Origin of the sequence: Pseudotamlana haliotis, assembly GCF_008806375.1 — a bacterium.
GTDB lineage: Bacteria > Bacteroidota > Bacteroidia > Flavobacteriales > Flavobacteriaceae > Pseudotamlana > Pseudotamlana haliotis.
The window spans coordinates 81522-98292 of the sequence record NZ_WAAT01000028.1; the positions used below are offsets into that span (position 1 = coordinate 81522).

A 16771-nucleotide genomic window follows, 5' to 3' on the forward strand; every position below is an offset into this window, starting at 1 on the left:
TAATATAATCAATCAAATAAAGTTTAATATCATGAAAAAAAATAGAGGCATCATTAAGTACTTTTTTACAGGTATGTTCTTTTGTGTTGTGCCTACATTTTTGGCTATAATTTTATTCTCTAAAGTTTTACATATCTTAGGGCCAGTTACTCATAAAGTAACAACGGCTTTAGACTTAAAATCGGTTTTTGGCTCAGCAGCAGTGTTAATTGTAGGTGTTTCTATTATTTTTCTAATTGGCTTATTGTTTGGTTATTTTTTGCTGAACGGTTTTTTAAAACGTTGGAGCAATAGTTTTGAAGAACGTTTGTTTTACTTTATACCTTCGTTTCAAATCATGAAATATCGCATGGTGGAGGAAGATGTTTATAAAGAGCAGCAGTTTTGGGAACCTATTTTACTAAAAGAAGACGCTTTTTACCGCGTCGCTTTTATCACAGATAAGAGCAACCCTGATTTACTGGTGGTTTATGTGCCAGATGCACCAAGAATGGATGCGGGTGAAGTTCGTTATTTTCCAAAAAACTCCTGTGAATATGTTTCAATTACTATGAAACAAGCCATGAATACCTTGCATCATTTTGGTCGAGGGGTGGATATTAAACTGCCACAAACATAATTTTTACATAGAATAGTTTTTATGCCTATTAACCTCTTTTGCTGATATGCATTTTAGTTCTTTTGCCTAAAATAGCTTAATATTGATATTTAATACATGGTATGAACCTCCCCATAATCATAGAGAACGAAAACCTTACAGGTCAAATTATTTTAGGTGTTTTATTTGCGATATTATTTTACATGATATTGCATTTTTTAGTTAAAACCCTAGAAATGGGTTATGTGTTGCGTAACATGAGGCCTTGGTATACTCATTTGTACCTCTTCCCGAAGAAACTGAATAAAAATCAGAAAGAGATTTTAAAGAATAATTTTCCGTTTTACAATAGACTAGATAAAAAACGACAGGGTTATTTTGAGCATCGGGTAGCTTGCTTTAAAGCAGATAAAGATTTTATAGGCAGAGATGGTTTCGTGATTACCGATGAAGTAACGATTTTAATTTCCGCTACAGCGGTGATGTTAACCTTTGGGTTTAGAGATTTTTATATCAGTATCATTTCTAAAATTGTAGTATATCCTGATGCCTATTATTCTAATTTAAACAAAGCTTACCATAAAGGGGAGTTTAATCCGCACTTACAGACCTTGGTTTTATGCTGGAAAGATTTTAAACAAGGCATCGATATCGATGATGATAATCTTAATTTAGGTATTCATGAGTTTACTCATGCTATTCATATTAACAGCATCAAAGAACGTGATATAAGTTCAACGATTTTCAGCGATACTTTCAAAGAACTTACAGAACTCTTGCAAAATGAACCCGAATTACGCGCAAGGCTAATCGATTCGCATTATTTTAGAAAGTATGCTTTTACCAATCAGTTTGAGTTTTTAGCAGTTCTTATGGAAACTTTTATTGAAACCCCTGCTGAGTTTAGGTCTAAGTTTCCTAAGGTTTACAAGAAAACCAAACAGATGCTAAATTTTCATTTTGCGGGGTATTAAAAATTGATGCGATTGCGTTAAACTTACATCTGTTTTTTATACATATTGCTTTACCTTTATACATGAACCTGAAGGGGTAGGAAGTGTGTTAATCATTTAAAAAAAAGCGGTTGTTATGAAAATATTTCAGTGTAGTAGATGTGATTTTCCTGTGTTTTTTGAGAATACAATATGTGAAAATTGTGACGCTAATTTAGGATATTTAGATTCTGAAAATGACATATTTGCCAAACCCCCTGAGGATGAAAACTGGCTCGTTAAAGGAAAGCAGTATAGCTATTGTAAAAATGAAGCCTTAAATACGTGCAACTGGTTGGTTCCTGCCGAAAGCGAAATCGGACTTTGTCAATCCTGCTACTTAAACCGTACCATTCCTGATACTTCTAATCATAAACTCCATGAGCGCTTGCAAAACATGGAAGCAGCTAAACACCGCTTGGTTTACACGTTGCAGTGTTTAGGACTTCCTGTAAAAAGTCGTTTTGAGGATACGCAATCAGGTTTGTTTTTTGATTTTTTATCTAAAGGAGATGTTAATGTAGAGGGGAATAAAGTGATGACTGGTCATGCCAATGGGGTGGTTACCATTTTATTAGGTGAAGCTGATGTGGTGAATAGAGAAACCATGCGTGTGTCACTTAATGAAAAGTATCGCACCTTAATCGGGCATTTCAGACATGAAGTGGGACATTATTATTGGGATGTTATCTTTCAGAATAACGATGAGTTTTTATCTGAGTTCAGAACATTATTCGGTGATGAACGCGAAAGTTATGCTGATGCTTTAGAAGTTCATTACCAGAATGGCGCTCCTAAAAACTGGAAAACAGATTTTATTAGTGAGTATGCTTCATCTCACCCTTGGGAAGATTGGGCTGAAACCTGGGCACATTACTTACACATTTTAGATACTATGGAAACGGCTTATTATTTTGGGTTAAATGGTGACCCTAAGCTTAGAAATTCACCACACATGCGGGTGGAGACGCTTTATCCTTATCGAGAAGATTTATCTTTTAAAACCATTTTAGAAGAAACGATTCCTTTGTTTTACGCGGTGAATAGTATAAACCGTTCAATGGGCATTAAAGATGTGTATCCTTTTGCGATTTCCGCTAAGGTGAAGGATAAATTAGAGTATGTTCACTATATTTTACAGCGTTTTAAAGCTGAAAAAAAATAAAGCTGTAACCTGTTTAATTATTTTCTTCAGCATTCATGTGAATAAGATGCGCTAAGTTTTTAACTAAACGGTCGTGCTTTTTTACAAATGGATTGCTCTCATCCCAAACATACCCTGCTAGAACAGCGCAAATTTGTTTTTTAATATCAGGGTTTTCTGGGCGATGAAAAAATAAGGTTTGTAAATTTCCGGTGTACCATTCTTTCACGTAAGTAGCAAATACTTCTACGCCTTTCATGATATAATCACTGTATTCTACTTGCCAGTTTACCTCCTGATTGTTTAAGGCTTTGTCTATTAATTTGGCAGCTTTTAAAGCAGATTCTGTAGCAAAAGTAACCCCTGATGAAAAAACAGGATCTAAAAACTCAGCACTGTTTCCTGTTAAAATATAACCTTTTCCAAATAATTGGGTTACTGATTTGGCGTAGTTTTTTATAGAGATAGGCTCGAATTTAAAATCAACACCTTCAAAACGCTTATGGTAATATTTAGAAAGTTTCAGCATGTCCTTCATGTTACCTTCGTAAGATTCAATAAGCTCTGTTTTTCCAACAAAACCAATGCTAGTATCGCCATTTGAAAAAGGAATCACCCAAAACCAAGTATCGCGGTCAAGCACATCAAAAGTAATCAAGGTGCCTTCTTCTCCTTCAGGACGCTTGATGTCTTTAACGTGGGTAAACATTGAGGAGTGTTCTGGAATAGCAGAGGGTTTGTCTAGGCCCAACAAACGTGGTAAAACACGTCCGTAACCACTCGAATCAATAATGTATTGTGCTTTTACGGTGTATTCTTCACCGTTTTCATCTTTTATACGTGTTATAGAAACACCTTCATCGTTTATATCAGTGTCAATAACCTCGTGTTCAAAACTGAGGTCAACACCTTGCTTTTGTATTTCTGTTGCTAATAAATTGTCAAAATCGGCACGCGGTACTTGCCAAGTCCAATCCCAGCCGGGTGTATGTTTTTTACTGAAATCAAAATTACAAACTATATCATCTCTTAAAAAACGCGCACCACGCTTAATTTCAAAGCCGTGGTTTTCCAAAACATGCAATAAACCGGCCTCTTCAAAATGTTCCATACACTTAGGAAGCAAACTTTCACCAATCACAAAACGCGGAAATTTACTTTTTTCTACCACCTTAACCTGTATACCTTTTTTGTTGAGGTAGGCAGCAGCCACACAGCCTGAAGGTCCGGCGCCAATAATTAAAACATCAACTTCTATTAGATTTGATTTCATAGGGAATAATTATTTGTTGCAATATTTTGGTAAATCAAAATTAAGGGAAATTTAGTAATAGAAGACCTCCAAGTTCACATTAATTAAAATTATGGAAGTCAAAATTCTTAGAGTTTATGAGCATAGCTATGTGGTTTCTAGGTGCGTTTTCTGGAGAGGTAAGTGAAGGATGGTGTTTAAAAGGTTTATTTTGTGGTGGTTACATGTCAAAATGTTGAAATATTTTTTAACTGAAGTCAAGGGTGTTTCGTAATTTGTTGTTATATTTACTATACAATTTTATCTCTCCCTTCTTTTTAATAGCGTTAAACGACAAATATTCTTTTAAAATCTTAACGTTAAAACAATTCTATTATGAAAACAAAAGCATTTTTAAGCATACTATTTTTATGTGCTATTTTTAGTCATGCCCAAGAATTAGCGCTTGCCAGTGTTGATGACAAGGCTGGTTATTTAACTAAAACAGGAGCTTGGGGGATTGAACCTACATTTGAAATGGCTAAGAGTTTTTCTGGTGATTTGGCCGAAGCTATGAATGATGACAAACAGTGGGGCTTTATTAACCGCTCTGGTGAATGGGTGATTGAACCTCAATTTGACAAAACAAAAGCCTTCAATTCAGGATACGCCTTGGTTTACAAGGATAAAAATTGGTTTTATATCAATGAGAAGGGGGAAAAGGCACTTACTAATGTAAAAACCGATAAGTATTATGATTTTAGCGAAGGGATGGCGATTGTTAGAAACGGAGATTATGTAGGTTTTATAAACATCAGCGGAGAAGTGGCTGTGGCTACAAAGTTCAAAAAGGTGTTCGGTTTTGTAAATGGCTATGCTAAAGTTCTAGAAAATGATAAATGGGGCTTAGTTGATAAAACAGGAAATTATTTTGTTAAAACCGAGTATGATGGGGTAAGTAACAATTATCACGGGAATGTTGTAGCAGAAAAAGGTGATGTTTATGGTTTAATTATTGACGGAACATTTAAACCTGTTGACGGAGCTGAAAAAATTTGGGATTTTTCTGTTCATGAAGATATGGCTTATGCCAAAAAAGATGGAAAAATGGGTTTCATTAATGGTCAAGGGGAGTGGGTTATTCAGCCAGAATATGAGAAAGCTCGTGCTTTTGTGAATGGTTTGGCTCCTGTTTATGACGGTAAAAAATGGGGCGCCGTTAATCCTTCTGGTTCCGTTGTAGTACCTTTTGAATTTAAGGATATGGAAATTTTTAGTGATGACGGCTATGCGCCTGCAAAACCTAAAAAAGAATGGGGTTTTATTGATAAAACAGGGAAGTTGGTGGTTGAAGATAAGTATGATATTTCAGCTTTTGGTATGAGTATGTTTGAGAAAAATGCCGTAAAAGGTTTTGTTGATGGGTTAGCTCGTGTGAAACATAAAAAGAAATGGGCGTTTATAGATACTAGTGGAAAGGTGTTAAATGATACTTGGTACGAACACCTTGAGCTGTTTAACTAAAGGATATAAACATGAATAAGGCTGTATGAAACTCGTTTTTATACAGCTTTTTATTTTGTGAGTAAATTGTAATTAACTCACTATCAATCCGTAATATGCAAGAATGTTAATTAAATTTAATGAGGGAAACTATAGATGGAAAAATTGATGTATTTTTGCAAATCTCACTTGGATTTGATACCCTCGATTAATTAAATAGAAATATTGATAGAAATGAATAAAGCGCTTATTGTTGAAAAGATAAACGACTTTCTTGTTGATGAGTTTGAAGTAGATGAAGAGGCTATTACTTCTGATGCTAACCTTAAAGAAACCTTAGATTTAGATAGCTTAGATTTTGTAGACCTTGTGGTGGCCATTGAATCTAATTTTGGTGTGAAACTAAAAGGAGAAGACTTTGTAGAAGTGACTACGCTTGAAGATTTTTATAATCTTATTGAAAATAAACTTAGTTAATTGATGCCATGTTAAAGGAGTGGCGAGGAAAGTCAAGAGGTACCGTTCTTGGTTACAGGATTTTCGTTTTTTGTATTAAAAAACTAGGCTTAAGGTCAGCCTATTTTGTATTGTACTTTGTTTCTTTTTATTTCTTCTTTTTTGCTTGGGGAAATACACAGTCAAATTATCACTACTTCAGAAAAAGACAACAGTTTTCAGCGTTTAAAAGTATTATTAGCATTTTTAAAAGTTATTATGTTTTCGGTCAAACCATCATAGATAAAATTGCTATTTCTTCTGGGTTAAGGGATAAATTCACCTATCATTTTGATGGAGGGGAACTCATTAATGACACTCTAAAAGAGAAAAAAGGCGGTATTTTAATTAGTGCCCATGTTGGGAATTTTGAAATCGCCGAGTACTTTTTTGGTGAATTAGAAGAAAAAGCTGCTATAAATATCTTGACTACAGATTCAGAACACTCTGATATTAAAACCTACCTGGAGACGGTAACCAACAAGCCTAACGTCAACTTTATTTATATTCAAGAAGACTTGTCTCATGTTTTTGAAATTAATGCAGCTTTAGCTAGAAACGAATTGGTTTGCATTACCGGTGACCGCTATGTAAAAGGTTCGAAATATTTAGCAGAATTATTTTTAGGTGAAGAAGCCGCTTTTCCGGCAGGACCTTTTTTAATATCTTCACGCCTTCGTGTTCCTGTTTTGTTTGTTTATGTGATGAAAGAAACAAGAACACATTATCATTTGTACACCAGAATGGCCGATTTTAAACAGCGTGACGCTAAGGCCTTGCTGAAGGAATATACAAAAAGTTTAAGCTGGATTTTAGGGAAGTACCCTTTACAGTGGTTTAACTATTTTCACTTTTGGAGTACACATAAATAATAAAGCTTTTGAAAAATATTTTAGTCATACACTATTCGCAGTCTGGGCAGCTCACCGAAATATTAAAAAACATCGTGTCGCCGCTTGAACAGGATGTATCAATTCAAGTTGATTTTCATAATATTAAAATGGTAAACGATTTTCCGTTTCCATGGACCAAAGATAAATTTATGGGGGTGTTTCCTGAAACATTCCTTCAAGAACCGGCAGAAATTTATCCGCCAGATTCTGAAATTCTTAATAAAACTTACGATCTAATTATTTTAGGTTATCAAGTTTGGTACTTGTCGCCATCTATTCCTATAAATTCATTTTTAAAAAGTATTGAAGCCAAACAACTTCTTGCAAACACGCCTGTAATTACAGTAAGCGGAAGTAGGAATATGTGGATTATGGCTCAGGAAAAAATAAAGCAGGAACTAAAAACATTACAAGCTAATTTAGTCGGGAATATCGCCTTAGTTGATAGACATATTAATCACATTAGTGTGATTACAATTGTACAATGGATGTTCTCTGGAAAGAAGGAACGGTTCTTAAACATTTTTCCAAAACCAGGGGTGTCTCAGAAAGATATTGATGAAGCGACCAAGTTTGGTGAGGTCATTCTAAACCATATAAATTCTTGTGATTACAGTACCTTACAAGAAGGGTTGTTAAAAAAAGATGCGGTAAAGATCAAACCTTTTTTAGTAGTCACAGATAAGCGTGGCAACGTTATTTTCAGCAAATGGGCGAAGTTTTTAAAGTCCAAAGGTGAAATAAATGATGATAAACGTAAGATTTGGGTCAAGATTTTCACGAAATATTTGTTAATTGCCATCTGGGTCATTGCTCCTATCGTTTTTATCTTATTTTTGCTAACCTATTTACCAAGCTATAGAAGGATTAAAAGAGAAAAGGTCTATTACGAATCGGTAGCATTAAAATAGAAGACTTTTACATATGAAAGACGTTTACATTACACGAACATCTAAGTTTTTACCGAATAATCCTGTTAGTAATGAGGAAATGGAGTCTAAACTAGGGATGCTTAACGGTAAAGCTTCAAAAGGAAGACGTATTGTTTTACGCAATAATAAAATTACAACGAGATACTATGCCTTGGATGATCAAGGTAATATGACGCATAATAATGCCGAACTCACCAAAGAAGCGGTTCAAAATCTTTGTGATGCAGATTTTACTTTACAAGATATCGAACTTTTATCTTGTGGTACTACAAGTCCAGATCAACTCATACCTTCACATGCAGCCATGGTTCATGGTGAATTAAAAAATGGAAATTTAGAAGTTAATTCACCTTCAGGCGCTTGTTGTTCTGGTATGAATGCTCTGAAATATGGTTATATGTCAGTCAAATCGAATCAAACGAATAACGCTGTATGTACCGGGTCTGAAAGGTCTTCATCATGGTTGATGTCAAGTACCTATGAAGAGGAAATGAAGCATTTGAAAACTTTAGAAGAAGATCCTATTTTAGCCTTTAATAAAGATTTTTTACGCTGGATGCTTTCTGATGGAGCTGGCGCTTTTTTATTAGAAAGTGAACCTAAAGGTGAACAACCATTAAAAATCGAATGGATGGAAGGCTATTCTTATGCTTTTGAAATGGATGCCTGTATGTATGCAGGTGGTGAAAAGCAGGAGGACGGTTCGTTGAAATCGTGGACTGATCATACAGCTGCAGAATGGAGTACCAAATCTTTATTTGCCGTAAAACAAGATGTTAAACTGTTAAGTGAAAATATTCTTGTAAAAGGGGTTGATAGCTTTAAAAAAACATTAAAAAAGCACCAATTAAAGCTTACAGATGTCGATTACTATTTACCACATATTTCTTCATACTATTTTAAAGAAAGCTTATATCAAGAAATGGTTAATCAGGGCGTTGAAATCCCTTGGGAAAAATGGTTCATGAACTTAAGTAAAGTAGGTAATGTTGGAGCGGGATCTATTTATTTGATGCTAGAAGAATTGGTGGCTTCAGGGAAACTTAAAAAAGGTGAAAAGATATTATTGTCGGTACCTGAAAGTGCTAGATTTTCTTATGCTTACGCACTTTTAACAGTATGTTAGCTTATGAACGATAAACAATTACCGCTTAATCAAATCGGCCATCTTATTCCGCAAAAGGCCCCTTTCGTTATGGTAGACCACTTGCTAGACTTTACTTCAGATAAAGTGAGCTCTAGTTTTTTAATTTCAAAAGAAAATATCTTTGTTAAAGATGACCAGTTTTTAGAGCCTGGTCTCATAGAAAACATGGCACAATCGGTAGCCCTGCATACGGGGTATGATTATTTTTTAAAAGGTGAAGCTGCTCCTACAGGTTATATCGGTGCGATAAAAAAAGTTGAGGTATTTAGTTTGCCTAAATTGAATGATACTATTAGAACTGAAGTAAAAATTCTTCAAGAATTTATGGGTGTGACTATGGTTGAGGTCGCGGTTTTTAATGCTCATGATGAAAAATTAGCTCAAGCAGAAATGAAAACCGTAATAGCACCAGATGCGTAATATTCAATCCCTTGATATCAAAAAATTCCTTCCGCATAGGGCGCCATTTTTAATGGTAGACTATGTCATTTCTATTACAGATGAACATGTAGCGACAGCTTTTGAAATTCGAGAGGATGATATTTTTGTGGTGGATGGACTTTTTAGTGAAGTGGGATTGGTTGAAAATGCTGCACAAACCTGTTCTTCCATAGTTGGAAAAAGTTATTTTGATGAGGATGACATTGAAGGGAAAGGCGCAAAACTCATTGGTTTTATTAGCGCTATTAAAAGTGTGAAAGTTAGTGCCTGCCCAAAAGTTGGGGAAACCATCAGGTCTGATGCTAATTTAGTCTCTCGCTTTGATGCCGATGATTACAGCATATGCACCTTATCATGTACCGTTTCTACTTCAGGTAAAGAATTATTATCTTGTGTTTTGAATTTGTTTATTCAAAAAATAGATGAATATTAAGTTATGAAGAAACAAGATGTACCTCAGGATAAAAGTAGTTTAGAAACCACCAATTCAAAAGAATTGTGTTATGCGGTTAACGAAGATGGTGAATATACTACAGCGCACAGTTCGGGCTGGGCACCTAAAACCATTGCTTTAGATAATGCTATTGCTGAAATTAATGAACGCATCGCACATGCTAAAGAAAACGTAGAGCAGGGGAAATCTAGTCCTTTAGAATATTATATGGAAGTTCATAAAATGGATATCGGTATTCTAGCTAGCTACGTAGGACTTTGGAAATGGCGTGTAAAACGTCATTTTAAACCCAAAGTTTTTAATAAGTTATCAAATAAAATACTTCAAAAATACGCTGATGTTTTTGAAATCACTATAGAGGAATTAAAAGAGATAAAGCATGGAAATTAAATTTACACACCATCAATCGGCACATTGTGAGAATGGTGTTGTATCTAACTTAATGAAGCATAATGGCTTTGATGTTAGTGAGCCTATGGTATTTGGAATAGGTTCCGGATTGCTTTTTTGTTACATTCCTTTTTTAAAGGTCAATCATGCACCTGCCATAACCTATCGTGCGATGCCTGGTGCTATTTTTAAACGTTTTGCTAAACGCGTAGGGATAAAAATTAAGCATGAAAAGTTTAAGAGTCCGCAAAAAGCCAAAGCCAGATTAGATGAGAATCTTCAAAACAACAATCCGGTAGGTTTGCAAGTCGGGGTCTATAACCTCGAGTACTTTCCTGATGAATACCGCTTTCATTTCAATGCGCACAACTTAGTGGTTTACGGCAAGGAAGATTCGAATTATCTCATTAGTGACCCCGTTATGGAAACCGTAACGACGCTTAGTGATAAACAACTTGAAAAAGTAAGATTTGCCAAAGGCGCTTTTGCTCCTAAAGGTCATATTTATTACCCAACTGGTTTTCCTGACACTTTAAGTTTAGAATCGGCCATTAAAAAAGGCATCAAGCATACTTGTAAAGATATGTTGGCTCCTGTTCCTATTGTTGGGGTGAAGGGTATTCGCATGGTAGCCAAACTGATTCGTAAATGGCCAAAGAAGAAAGGGGTTCGTAAAGCCAATCACTATCTGGGGCAGATTGTAAGAATGCAGGAGGAAATTGGTACCGGTGGCGGCGGTTTTCGTTATATTTATGCCGCTTTTCTACAAGAAGCGAGTAAAGTTTTAAAAAATGATACCTTAGCAGAATTATCTAAAGAAATGACCGTAATTGGTGATTTATGGCGTGATTTTGCACTAGACCTTTCACGCATTTATAGAAATAGAAAAGCAAAGATGGACGCTTATAACGATGTCGCGTCACAATTGGAAGCCATTGCTGAAAAGGAAGAATTGTTTTTTAAAAAATTAAGGAAAGCCATAAAGAACGATGATTAATATTGAACAAATTTCTAAAAAATATAAATCTGCTGAATCGTATTCGGTTAAGGATTTAGATTTGTTCATTGCTGAAAAAGAAATTTTTGGCTTGCTTGGACCTAACGGTGCGGGAAAAACGACCTTGATCTCCATGTTGTGTTCACTCATTAAACCAACTTCAGGGGCTTTCACTATTAATGGTTTGAATTATAAAAATCATAAAAATCAATTAAAACAACTTATAGGCATTGTACCTCAAGAGTACGCTTTATACCCAACACTTACAGCTTTTGAAAATTTAAAATACTTTGGAAGTATGTACGGTTTAAAAGGGAAAAGTTTAGATGATAAAATCAAAGACAAACTCGATCAATTAGGCTTGTTAAAGTTTTCAGATAAAAAAATAGAAACCTTTTCAGGAGGGATGAAACGTCGTGTAAACCTCATTGCTAGCTTGCTGCATGAACCACGTGTGCTGTTTTTAGATGAACCTACAGTAGGGGTAGATGTGCAGTCGAAAAACGTCATCATAGATTTTCTTCAGAATTTAAATCAAGCCGGTGCTACAATCATTTATACCTCACATCACTTAAATGAAGCCGAATTGTTTTGTACTAAAGTAGCGATTATTGACCAAGGGAAACTCATTGCAGAAGGCAAGCCGAAAGCCTTAGTAGAAAGTCAAGAAGGCGCCCATAATTTAGAAGATGTGTTTTTAGGATTAACGGGTAAAGGATTAAGAGATAGTGCATAAACTTTGGGCCTCAACATATAAGGAACTGTTATTACTAAGTCGAGATATTGGTGGTGTAGCGATTTTATTCGTGATGCCGTTGGTCTTGATAATTACTGTGACTCTTATACAAGATAGCACCTTTAAAACGGTTTCAGATACTAATATTCCTATCATATTAGTAAATAATGATAAAGGAGACGTTTCAAAAACCATTGAAGAAGGACTAGAAACGGCTAATGCTTTTAAAATTATTTCAGATAAAACCGAAGCACAAGCTAAAGAATTGGTGTATAAAGGCACTTACCAATTAGCCATTGTCATTCCGGAAAATTTATCGGTTGACCTCGAGCGAAAGGTCAATCAAAATGTAAGCAGTATTATCGCTAAATTCATGATGGAAGAAACGTCAGAAGAAGATTTAGTTGAGATTCCTAAAAAAGAAGTGCGCCTTTATTTTGATCCAGCAACGCAGCAGTCTTTTAAGTCTTCCGTGAAAAACGGTATTGATAAAATGGTGTCTCAAATAGAAACAGAATCTATTTACAAAGCCTTTCAAAAGCAAATCACTGACGACCCTTCCGAAGCTATTTTTGAAACTGAAAACTATATAACCTTCAAAGAAGTACTCGCAAAAAAGGGCGATCAAGTATTGTTACCTAACTCGGTGCAACATAATGTGCCAGCTTGGACACTCTTTGCCATCTTTTTTATCATCGTGCCACTTTCCATCAATATCGTGAAGGAGAAAAGTCAGGGCACCTTTGTTCGCTTACGTACTAACCCCGTGTCTTATACCACGGTTTTAGCTGGTAAGACCTTAGTGTATTTAGTGGTTTGTATCATTCAATTTATATTGATGCTCCTGGTGGGGATTTTCGTTTTCCCTGAGATAGGCTTGCCTACTTTAGATGTGTCAGGACGCTTGCCTTTATTACTGTTAGTAACTATTTTTACAGGATTGGCAGCTATTGGTTTAGGGTTGTTATTAGGAACCATAGCAACAACGCAAGAACAATCTGCCCCTTTTGGCGCCACCTTAGTGGTTATCTTGGCTGCCCTTGGAGGTGTGTGGGTGCCTGTTTTTATTATGCCGGAAATCATGCAAATATTATCAAATATTTCACCCATGAATTGGGGTTTAAATGCCTATCTTGATATCTTTTTAAGACATACCAGCCTTGTGGAGATTCTCCCTGAGTTAGGTTTGCTATTTTTGTTTTTTATAGCAACCACTTTAATTGCCATAATATATAATGAAAAGAAACATGCCGTCTAAGCACAAAGAAATTGAACATATTAGTGAAGTGAGAGTGCGTTTTGTTGAAACCGACCCGTTGGGAATCGTTTGGCACGGCAATTATATTCAATATTTTGAGGATGGTAGAGAGTCCTTCGGAAGGGAGCATGGTATTTCGTATTTAAATCAGAAAGAACACGGTTTTGCAACACCTATTATAAAATCAAGTACCGACCATAAGAGACCATTACGTTACGGCGATGTGGCAACGATTAAAACCATTTATGTAGATAGTCCAGCGGCAAAAATGATTTTTAGATACGAAATCTATAATCAAAATAAAGCGTTGGTTTGCACTGGAGAAACCGTTCAGGTTTTTGTAGATGATATTGGTAATGGCGAACTGTGGTTAAATATTCCGGAGTTTTTTATGGACTGGAAAAAACAAGTAGGACTCCTTTAAATTAAGATTAATAAAGCATTGCATAAAGTTCACGTTTCATATAATAATATCGTTTCTGCTCTCGGTTTTTCAACCGATGAGGTTGTTAAAAATATAGCTTCCGGGAAAACCGGACTTCAGGTTATTGATGATAAAAATATTTTTCAAGAAGCGTTTTGTGGAGCCCTGATAGATAATCAAGCTTTAGATTCAGCTTTTAATACACTAGCGCCACAAAAGGACTATACACGCTTAGAAAAAATGATGATTACCTCTTTAAATGAAGTGGTAAAATCTTCAGGTATAGACTTAAATGAACGAGTTGGCCTTATCATTTCAAGTACAAAAGGTAATATTGATGTTTTAGAGCCTAATAATCCCTTTGATGATTCTCGAGCTTACCTAGCAGAGTTAGGGCAACAAATCAAATCTTATTTCAATTTTAAAAACGAAGCCATAGTGGTTTCTAACGCTTGCGTTTCGGGAGTATTGGCGGTTTCAATAGCAAAACGTTATATCGATTACGGCGTTTATGATCATGTATTTATAGCTAGCGGAGATGTGGTGAGTGCCTTTACGTTGTCTGGCTTTCATTCGTTTCAGGCTTTAAGTAAAGCACCTTGTAAGCCCTACGATGCCAATCGTATAGGGATAAATATCGGTGAAGTAGCCGCTTCGGCACTAATCACAAATGATACAAACAGCCTTTCAAATGATGCCGTTGAGGTTTTAGGTGAAGGCTCAAGTAATGATGCTAATCACATTTCAGGGCCTTCAAGAACAGGTGAAGGGCTTTATCGTAGCATGCAATTGGCTTTTAAAGAAGCGCAAATCACTTCAAAAGACGTCGACTATATTTCCGCACACGGCACAGCTACCTTGTTTAATGATGAAATGGAGGCCATTGCCTTTAATCGTATGGACTTGGCTGAGGTACCACTTAATAGTTTGAAAGGTTATTTCGGACATACACTTGGGGCTTCAGGACTCGTTGAAACTATTGTTGGGATGCAGTCTTTAAAAAACCAAACGCTCTATAAATCGGCTGGTTTTGAAACTTTAGGGGTCACACAACCACTAAATATTATAGAAAAAACAGAACAAAAACCATTACAAATATTTTTAAAAACAGCCTCTGGTTTCGGGGGGTGTAACACCGCAGTATTATTTAAAAAAGTAAATTAAAATATGTCAAATCAAAGCATTAAAGCTATAGACGCTATTCAGGAAGCTCAAAAAATTGCCTTTGCACCATTCGTTTTTCAAGCGGTTGTGGCCCTTCGAAAACTGGGTGTTTTCCAACTTATTTTTGATCGCCGAAGTAAAGGAGGGATCACACTTGAAGAACTTTCTGAAAAACTAGATATTAGTGATTATGGCATTGGCGTGTTATTAGAAATTTCAGAATCCTCAGAGATTGTTAGTCAAAGCGAAACCGGTCATTATGAGTTAACAACGACAGGTTATTTTTTAGCTTTTAACGAAACGGTAAATGTGAATATTAACTTCACGAATGAAGTGTGCTATAAAGGTTTGTTTCATTTAGATGAAGCCATTAAAACAGGGAAACCTGAAGGTTTGAAAGAACTAGGAGCGTGGAAGACTATATATGAAGGCTTGTCAAAATTAACACCTTTACAACAGAAATCATGGTTTGAGTTTGATCACCATTATTCTGATGATATTTTTAGTGATGCGGTGAAATTTGTGTTTGAAAAAGATAGAAAAAACATCTTTGATATTGGTGCTAATACCGGAAAGTTCACTATTAAATGCTGCCAAAGTAACGATGCTGCACACATGACCATGATTGACCTTCCGGGGCAGTTAAATAAAGCTTTAAAAAATGTAAAAGATGCTGGTTTTGAAAATCGTGTGACTGGTCATGAAATTGATTGGCTGTCTGAAAATCCACAAATTCCAACTGGAGCAGATACCATTTGGATGAGTCAGTTTTTAGATTGTTTTTCCAAAGGAGAAATTTATAAAGTGCTGAAAACTTGTGTAGATGCCATGGATGATGATGCCGAGTTAATCATTGTCGAAACTTTTACCGATAGACAAAAATTTGATAATGCGAAGTTTATTTTAGAGGCGACCTCTATTTACTTTACGGCTTTAGCCAATGGGAACTCTAAAATGTATAAGGCCACCGAGTTTATGGATATCGCTGCTGCTGCAGGTTTAGAACTTCAAGAGGATATTGCTTTTGGAGAGTATCACACCATGCTTACTTTCAATAAAAAATAACATGTCACAAGCATATAAAATAAAATCATATTGTCACATTGAGGAAGGGGGGTTATCACTTAACGGTCAGGTTTTATATGCAGATACATCAAAACCATTTGCTGAATTTATAAAAGCGGCCTATAAGGCTGAAAACACCAAGTATTCCAAGTTTTTTAAAATGGATAACTTGAGCAAGTTGGCCTTTTTAGCGGCTGATGTTTTACTGAAAAATGAAAAAATAAACCCTGAAGAAGCACAGGATATTGCCATTGTGTTTTCTAACAAATCTTCCAGTTTAAACACCGATAGAAAACACCAAAATACTATTGAAGATTCATCAAATTACTTTCCTAGTCCAGCCATATTTGTGTACACTTTACCTAATATTTGCATCGGGGAGATTAGTATAAAATATAAATTGAATTCCGAAAATAGTTTCTTTATCTTTGAGCGGTTTAATGCCAATCATTTAAAGACCTATTCCGATATTTTGTTGTCTAAAAATAAGGCTAAAGAAGTACTTTGCGGATGGGTGGATTTTGATGATGAAGGCCATTATAAAGCCTTTTTATATTTGGTTGCTTTGGAAGGAGATATAGACAATAACGAACAAGAAATTAACAAATTATACAATATTTAATATGGATGCTTTAAAGCAAGAATTAAAAGAATTTATCATAGAACAATTAAACCTAGAAGATATCAATGTTGAAGATATAGGGAATGACGATGCGCTTTTTGGAGATGGCCTAGGTTTAGACTCTATTGATGCTCTAGAACTTATTGTAATGTTAGATAAAAACTATGGTATTAAATTAACTGACCCAAAGCAAGGGCGTGCAATTTTCGAATCGATTAATACGATGGCCGATTATATTACAGCACACAGAACAACAAACTAAAAAACGCTTAAAGTATTCTAAAT

20 protein-coding genes are annotated in these 16771 nt (G+C 35.4%); 19 read left to right on the forward strand and 1 reads right to left on the reverse strand.

The window, feature by feature from the left end:
* The first annotated feature begins 31 nt into the window (after window positions 1-31).
* From F6U93_RS04420 to F6U93_RS04430, 3 genes are all read left to right on the forward strand, one after another.
* Window positions 32-619, forward strand: coding sequence for a DUF502 domain-containing protein (locus tag F6U93_RS04420; RefSeq protein ID WP_150937228.1), 588 nt, complete (start codon window positions 32-34; stop codon window positions 617-619).
* A 101-nt stretch (window positions 620-720) separates the two neighbouring features.
* Entirely contained in the window at window positions 721-1572 is an 852-nt protein-coding gene (locus F6U93_RS04425; protein ID WP_150937230.1) for a zinc-dependent peptidase, read from the forward strand.
* A gap of 115 nt (window positions 1573-1687) precedes the next feature.
* Window positions 1688-2755, forward strand: coding sequence for a zinc-binding metallopeptidase family protein (locus F6U93_RS04430; protein WP_150937232.1), 1068 nt, complete (start codon window positions 1688-1690; stop codon window positions 2753-2755).
* Window positions 2756-2768: 13 nt separating this feature from the next.
* Here F6U93_RS04430 and F6U93_RS04435 read toward each other — a convergent pair whose 3' ends face one another.
* Window positions 2769-4007: an NAD(P)/FAD-dependent oxidoreductase gene (locus F6U93_RS04435; RefSeq protein ID WP_150937234.1), complete on the reverse strand. Its 1239-nt coding sequence runs from the start codon at window positions 4005-4007 to the stop codon at window positions 2769-2771.
* 354 nt (window positions 4008-4361) lie between these two features.
* On the opposite strand from F6U93_RS04435, the gene F6U93_RS04440 reads away from it, so the two are divergent.
* From F6U93_RS04440 to F6U93_RS04515, 16 genes are all read left to right on the forward strand, one after another.
* Window positions 4362-5489, forward strand: a complete 1128-nt coding sequence (locus F6U93_RS04440) for a WG repeat-containing protein (RefSeq protein ID WP_150937236.1) — start codon at window positions 4362-4364, stop codon at window positions 5487-5489.
* A 213-nt stretch (window positions 5490-5702) separates the two neighbouring features.
* Window positions 5703-5945, forward strand: coding sequence for an acyl carrier protein (locus tag F6U93_RS04445; protein WP_150937238.1), 243 nt, complete (start codon window positions 5703-5705; stop codon window positions 5943-5945).
* 8 nt (window positions 5946-5953) lie between these two features.
* The gene (locus F6U93_RS04450) at window positions 5954-6835 is read left to right on the forward strand and encodes an LpxL/LpxP family acyltransferase (protein WP_150937240.1); all 882 of its coding nucleotides are present in this window, start codon (window positions 5954-5956) and stop codon (window positions 6833-6835) included.
* 8 nt (window positions 6836-6843) lie between these two features.
* Complete coding sequence (locus tag F6U93_RS04455) at window positions 6844-7767, forward strand: dialkylrecorsinol condensing enzyme DarA (RefSeq protein ID WP_150937242.1); 924 nt, start codon at window positions 6844-6846, stop codon at window positions 7765-7767.
* Between the two features lie 13 nt (window positions 7768-7780).
* Window positions 7781-8914, forward strand: a complete 1134-nt coding sequence (locus F6U93_RS04460; RefSeq protein WP_150937243.1) for a beta-ketoacyl-ACP synthase III — start codon at window positions 7781-7783, stop codon at window positions 8912-8914.
* Window positions 8915-8917: 3 nt separating this feature from the next.
* Complete coding sequence (locus tag F6U93_RS04465; protein ID WP_150937244.1) at window positions 8918-9355, forward strand: hypothetical protein; 438 nt, start codon at window positions 8918-8920, stop codon at window positions 9353-9355.
* Window positions 9348-9809, forward strand: coding sequence for an ABC transporter permease (locus F6U93_RS04470; protein ID WP_150937246.1), 462 nt, complete (start codon window positions 9348-9350; stop codon window positions 9807-9809). Before F6U93_RS04465 ends, F6U93_RS04470 begins: the two co-directional genes overlap by 8 nt.
* A gap of 3 nt (window positions 9810-9812) precedes the next feature.
* A complete protein-coding gene (locus F6U93_RS04475; RefSeq protein WP_150937248.1) occupies window positions 9813-10220 on the forward strand; it encodes a hypothetical protein in 408 nt (135 codons plus the stop codon).
* Entirely contained in the window at window positions 10210-11217 is a 1008-nt protein-coding gene (locus F6U93_RS04480; protein WP_150937251.1) for a BtrH N-terminal domain-containing protein, read from the forward strand. Before F6U93_RS04475 ends, F6U93_RS04480 begins: the two co-directional genes overlap by 11 nt.
* On the forward strand, window positions 11210-11953 hold the full coding sequence (locus F6U93_RS04485) for an ABC transporter ATP-binding protein (protein ID WP_150937253.1): 744 nt from the start codon (window positions 11210-11212) through the stop codon (window positions 11951-11953). Before F6U93_RS04480 ends, F6U93_RS04485 begins: the two co-directional genes overlap by 8 nt.
* Complete coding sequence (locus F6U93_RS04490) at window positions 11946-13211, forward strand: ABC transporter permease (RefSeq protein WP_150937255.1); 1266 nt, start codon at window positions 11946-11948, stop codon at window positions 13209-13211. The genes F6U93_RS04485 and F6U93_RS04490 overlap by 8 nt, the downstream gene beginning before the upstream one ends.
* Window positions 13189-13635 carry an acyl-CoA thioesterase gene (locus F6U93_RS04495; RefSeq protein ID WP_150937257.1) on the forward strand — a complete coding sequence of 149 codons (447 nt, stop codon included), beginning with the start codon at window positions 13189-13191 and terminating at the stop codon, window positions 13633-13635. The genes F6U93_RS04490 and F6U93_RS04495 overlap by 23 nt, the downstream gene beginning before the upstream one ends.
* An 18-nt stretch (window positions 13636-13653) precedes the next feature.
* Complete coding sequence (locus F6U93_RS04500) at window positions 13654-14799, forward strand: beta-ketoacyl-[acyl-carrier-protein] synthase family protein (RefSeq protein WP_150937259.1); 1146 nt, start codon at window positions 13654-13656, stop codon at window positions 14797-14799.
* 3 nt (window positions 14800-14802) lie between these two features.
* Window positions 14803-15864 (forward strand): class I SAM-dependent methyltransferase, encoded by a 1062-nt coding sequence (locus tag F6U93_RS04505; RefSeq protein ID WP_150937261.1) that lies wholly within the window; start codon window positions 14803-14805, stop codon window positions 15862-15864.
* Window position 15865: 1 nt separating this feature from the next.
* The gene (locus F6U93_RS04510; RefSeq protein WP_150937263.1) at window positions 15866-16486 is read left to right on the forward strand and encodes a 3-oxoacyl-ACP synthase; all 621 of its coding nucleotides are present in this window, start codon (window positions 15866-15868) and stop codon (window positions 16484-16486) included.
* 1 nt (window position 16487) lies between these two features.
* Window positions 16488-16748 carry a phosphopantetheine-binding protein gene (locus tag F6U93_RS04515; protein ID WP_150937264.1) on the forward strand — a complete coding sequence of 87 codons (261 nt, stop codon included), beginning with the start codon at window positions 16488-16490 and terminating at the stop codon, window positions 16746-16748.
* Window positions 16749-16771: the final 23 nt, after the last annotated feature.